The 3,262-nt window shown below is 62.7% G+C and carries 6 protein-coding genes and 1 pseudogene; 3 read left to right on the top strand and 4 right to left on the bottom strand.

The features are described 5' to 3' along the window. Positions 1–15 precede the first annotated feature (15 nt). Both EOA60_RS25285 and EOA60_RS25280 read right to left on the bottom strand, forming a co-directional pair. Positions 16–132 (bottom strand): VOC family protein, encoded by a 117-nt coding sequence (locus EOA60_RS25285; RefSeq protein ID WP_245502608.1) that lies wholly within the window; start codon positions 130–132, stop codon positions 16–18. Between the two features lie 26 nt (positions 133–158). Then, complete coding sequence (locus EOA60_RS25280) at positions 159–641, bottom strand: SRPBCC domain-containing protein (RefSeq protein WP_067001716.1); 483 nt, start codon at positions 639–641, stop codon at positions 159–161. Positions 642–692: 51 nt separating this feature from the next. On the opposite strand from EOA60_RS25280, the gene EOA60_RS25275 reads away from it, so the two are divergent. From EOA60_RS25275 to EOA60_RS25265, 3 genes are all read left to right on the top strand, one after another. Continuing rightward, entirely contained in the window at positions 693–1,016 is a 324-nt protein-coding gene (locus EOA60_RS25275; RefSeq protein ID WP_095824095.1) for a helix-turn-helix domain-containing protein, read from the top strand. A gap of 217 nt (positions 1,017–1,233) precedes the next feature. Next, complete coding sequence (locus tag EOA60_RS25270; RefSeq protein WP_095799759.1) at positions 1,234–1,983, top strand: YebC/PmpR family DNA-binding transcriptional regulator; 750 nt, start codon at positions 1,234–1,236, stop codon at positions 1,981–1,983. 32 nt (positions 1,984–2,015) lie between these two features. Further along, complete coding sequence (locus tag EOA60_RS25265) at positions 2,016–2,327, top strand: SelT/SelW/SelH family protein (RefSeq protein WP_095799760.1); 312 nt, start codon at positions 2,016–2,018, stop codon at positions 2,325–2,327. Between the two features lie 29 nt (positions 2,328–2,356). Here the strand turns inward: EOA60_RS25265 and EOA60_RS25260 are convergent, their stop codons facing one another. Then, entirely contained in the window at positions 2,357–2,833 is a 477-nt protein-coding gene (locus tag EOA60_RS25260) for a DUF1772 domain-containing protein (RefSeq protein ID WP_067001727.1), read from the bottom strand. 1 nt (position 2,834) lies between these two features. Then, positions 2,835–3,262 (bottom strand): annotated as a pseudogene (locus tag EOA60_RS25255) (NmrA family transcriptional regulator); the annotation flags it as partial.

Here is a 3,262-nt window from a genome sequence, read left to right as displayed (position 1 = left end):
CGTTCGGGTCCGTCCTCACCCGCGCCATAGCGTGTGACGTCGAACAACGCGGCTTTCTGGAACGGTGTCGCAATAGAGGGTCATGGCCTCCTCGGCCTGACCTTCGAACATCAGGAACGGCGTTACCTTCACGGCCGGGCCTCCTCGCTCAAAGGGAGTCAAATATTGGTCTCGTTGGCCGGCTCGCCTTTCATCTCGGCGCGATAATAGCCGTCGCGCAAATTGATGCCGTATTCGAGATACGCCTTCATGCAGGCGAGCATCTGCGACCAGCCCTCGCAATTGAGGTAGGATTTCTTCAGTCCGACCTCGCCTTCGTGCCAGCCGGCCTCGGCGATGGTAACGAAGGTGCCGCCGTCGTCCAACGGCTCGAAGTTCATCTCGATGCGTGTCTTGTAGGCCGGCTTGCCGTCAGTGTCGGCCGCGTCCCAGCGCAGCACGATACGCCTATCCTTGATCACCTCGTCGACCTCGACCGGCACCGTCTTCCACCAGGTGACGGTGGTGCCGGCGACCAGCGGAGCAGAGGCGCCGCCAATGGTGGTGAAATAGCCGCTGAGCTTCGTCGGGTTGACCACGGCGTCGAAGACTTCGGCGACCGGCTTGCCGATGCGTCCGGAAATCCTGAATCCAAGAGACATATCCACAGCTCCTTCCTTGCCTCGTGAAACAATATGTTATAAAAACATAACATGTCAAGCCCAGCCTCGGACGATCGTGTTTTCAAGGCCTTGGCGCACTCGCGCCGGCGCGAGTTGCTCGACCGGCTCAAGAATCATCCGCAGACCACCGGGGCGCTCTGCGAGGCTTTCCCGGACATGGATCGCTGCACGGTCATGATGCATCTGAAAGTGCTGGAAGAGGCCGATCTGGTCGTGGCGAGGCGCGAGGGGCGCGAGCGCTGGAACCATCTCAACGCGCTGCCGATCAGGCAGATCCACGACCGCTGGATCGGCCAATATGCGGGCCATGCGATCAGCATCCTCGACCGGCTGAAGTCGGATCTGGAGGGATGATGCCGCGCTGCAAGGGCAATCTCGGTCTGTCCGCCGTCAGGGTCGACGGTCCGGCTGGACGAATTGAGCCGATTTATCTATAAGCCGGCCATTCCGACAGAGAGCCCCGCGGGCCTTCGCAGGCACGCTTGCAGCGTTCTGAAATTTTGAATTCGAGCATTTGCCGGGTGATCGCGCCCGGCCGAGAAATGCTCTAGCCGAACACGACAGGGGTGCCATGGCTGGCCATTCGCAGTTCAAGAACATCATGCACCGGAAAGGCCGCCAGGATGCGGTGCGGTCGAAAATGTTTTCCAAGCTGGCACGCGAAATCACCGTCGCCGCCAAGACCGGCACGCCGGACCCGGCGATGAACCCGCGGCTGCGCCTTGCGGTGCAGAACGCCAAGGCGGTGTCGATGCCGAAGGACAACATCCAGCGCGCCATCAACAAGGCCTCCGCCGGAGATGCCGAGAACTACGAGGCCGTGCGCTATGAGGGCTATGGCCCCGGCGGCGTGGCGCTGATCGTCGAGGTGCTGACCGACAACCGCAACCGCTCGGCGTCCAATGTGCGCGCCGCCTTCACCAAGGCCGGCGGGGCGCTCGGCGAAACCGGCTCGGTGTCGTTCATGTGGAACCGCGTCGGCGAGATCTATTACCCGGCTTCGGCCGGCAGCGCGGACACGGTGATGGAAGCCGCGATCGAGGCCGGTGCTGACGACGTCGACTCGGACGAGGAAGGCCACACCGTCTATTGCAGCTTCGAAAATCTCGGCGAGGTATCTAAGTCGCTCGAAGCCGCGCTCGGCGAAGCGGAGTCGGTCAAGCCGATCTGGCAGCCACAGAACAACGTGCCGGTCGATGAAGAACGGGCGCAGTCGCTGATGAAGCTGGTCGCCACCCTTGAGGACGACGACGACGTGCAGAGCGTCTACGCCAATTTCGAGGTCGACGACGAAACGATGGCCAAGCTCAGCGCGGCCTGATCGGCTGATCCATGAGCGGAACTCGATCCGACATGAGCGAGAAGCCGCGGCCCGCCATCCGCATCACCTACTGCACGCAATGCCAGTGGCTGCTCAGAGCCGGCTGGATGGCACAGGAGCTGCTCTCGACCTTCGGTACCGATCTCGGCGAGGTGACGCTGGTGCCGGGCACCGGCGGCATCTTCACGATCTCCTGCAACGACCAGCTTATCTGGGAGCGCAAGCGCGACGGCGGTTTTCCGGAGGCGGCGAAGCTCAAGCAGCTGGTCCGCGATGTCATCGACCCGGAGCGCGATCTGGGACACGCCGACCGCAAGACGCACAAGAAGACGGACCCCGCCTGAGGCGGTGTTTTATCCGCTGGCCGCTCTCTTCAAATCAGCGCCAGGATGAAGCAGGCCATCGCCACGATCGCGGTGATGGTGCGGACGTGGTTCCACATTACCCATTGGCGCAGATGGTTCGCCCACACGGCGGCGCCGTTGCTGCTGGCCGGGTCGACGGCGGCCAGGGCGTCGTTGAGCGGTACGTTGAACACCATGGTCACGATCGGGTTGCCGACGAGATAGATTACGGCGCCGGCAAGCAGCCAGTACGAGCCCGATTGGCTCCAGCCCATGATGACAGCGGCAATCAGCACCAGGCAGATGAGGCCGGTGCCGAAAAGCGCCGTCATGAAGGCGGGCGTAATTACGGTGATGTTGATCGAATTCATCGCTGCGATGCCGGCTGGGACGGGCAGCCTGGCAAGTGCTGCCATGACGAAATTGGAAAAGGCGAAGAAGACGCCGCCGACCACGCCAGAGCCGATCGCGGCAATGAAGGCGAGGGCGGGAAGAATTTTCATCATCTCAGTTACTCCAGACGCCGCTGGCTGCGGTTTCGGTTGCATAGGCGGAGAAGTCTTTCGGCCGGCGGCCGAGCGCGCGCTGCACGCCGTCGGTCAGCGATTCGTTGCGGCCGTCGAGCACCTCGGTGAAGAGCTCGTTGAGCAGCCAGGCGAATTCCGGCGGCAGGTTGTGCGCAGCCACCGTTTCGGTGAATTGGGCATGCGAGATCCGCCGATAGCGGATGTCGCGGCCAGTGGCTTTGCCGATTTCGGCGACGGCCTGAGCAAAGCTCAGCAGACGCGGGCCGGTGAGTTCGTAAAGCTGGCCGGCATGGCCCGGCTCCGTCAGCACGGCTTCGGCGACATCGGCGATATCGTCGACATCGACGAAGGGTTCGCCGACAGCGCCGACCGGCAGGGTGACTTCGCCTTCGAGTATGGATTCGATGA

The sequence above is a fragment of the Mesorhizobium sp. M1A.F.Ca.IN.020.06.1.1 genome (genome assembly GCF_004023265.1).
Taxonomy (GTDB): Bacteria; Pseudomonadota; Alphaproteobacteria; order Rhizobiales; family Rhizobiaceae; genus Mesorhizobium.
The sequence above is the reverse complement of the archived record's forward strand: the minus strand, read 5'-3'. Positions and strand labels throughout refer to the sequence as shown.

Excerpts from the sequence above, each read along its gene's own strand:
- EOA60_RS25260 (WP_067001727.1), bottom strand. The coding sequence starts at position 2,833 with ATGATGAAAATTCTTCCCGCCCTCGCCTTCATTGCCGCGATCGGCTCT.
- EOA60_RS25265 (WP_095799760.1), top strand. The coding sequence starts at position 2,016 with ATGAGCGAGAAGCCGCGGCCCGCCATCCGCATCACCTACTGCACGCAA.
- EOA60_RS25275 (WP_095824095.1), top strand. The coding sequence starts at position 693 with ATGTCAAGCCCAGCCTCGGACGATCGTGTTTTCAAGGCCTTGGCGCAC.
- EOA60_RS25270 (WP_095799759.1), top strand. The coding sequence starts at position 1,234 with ATGGCTGGCCATTCGCAGTTCAAGAACATCATGCACCGGAAAGGCCGC.
- EOA60_RS25280 (WP_067001716.1), bottom strand. The coding sequence starts at position 641 with ATGTCTCTTGGATTCAGGATTTCCGGACGCATCGGCAAGCCGGTCGCC.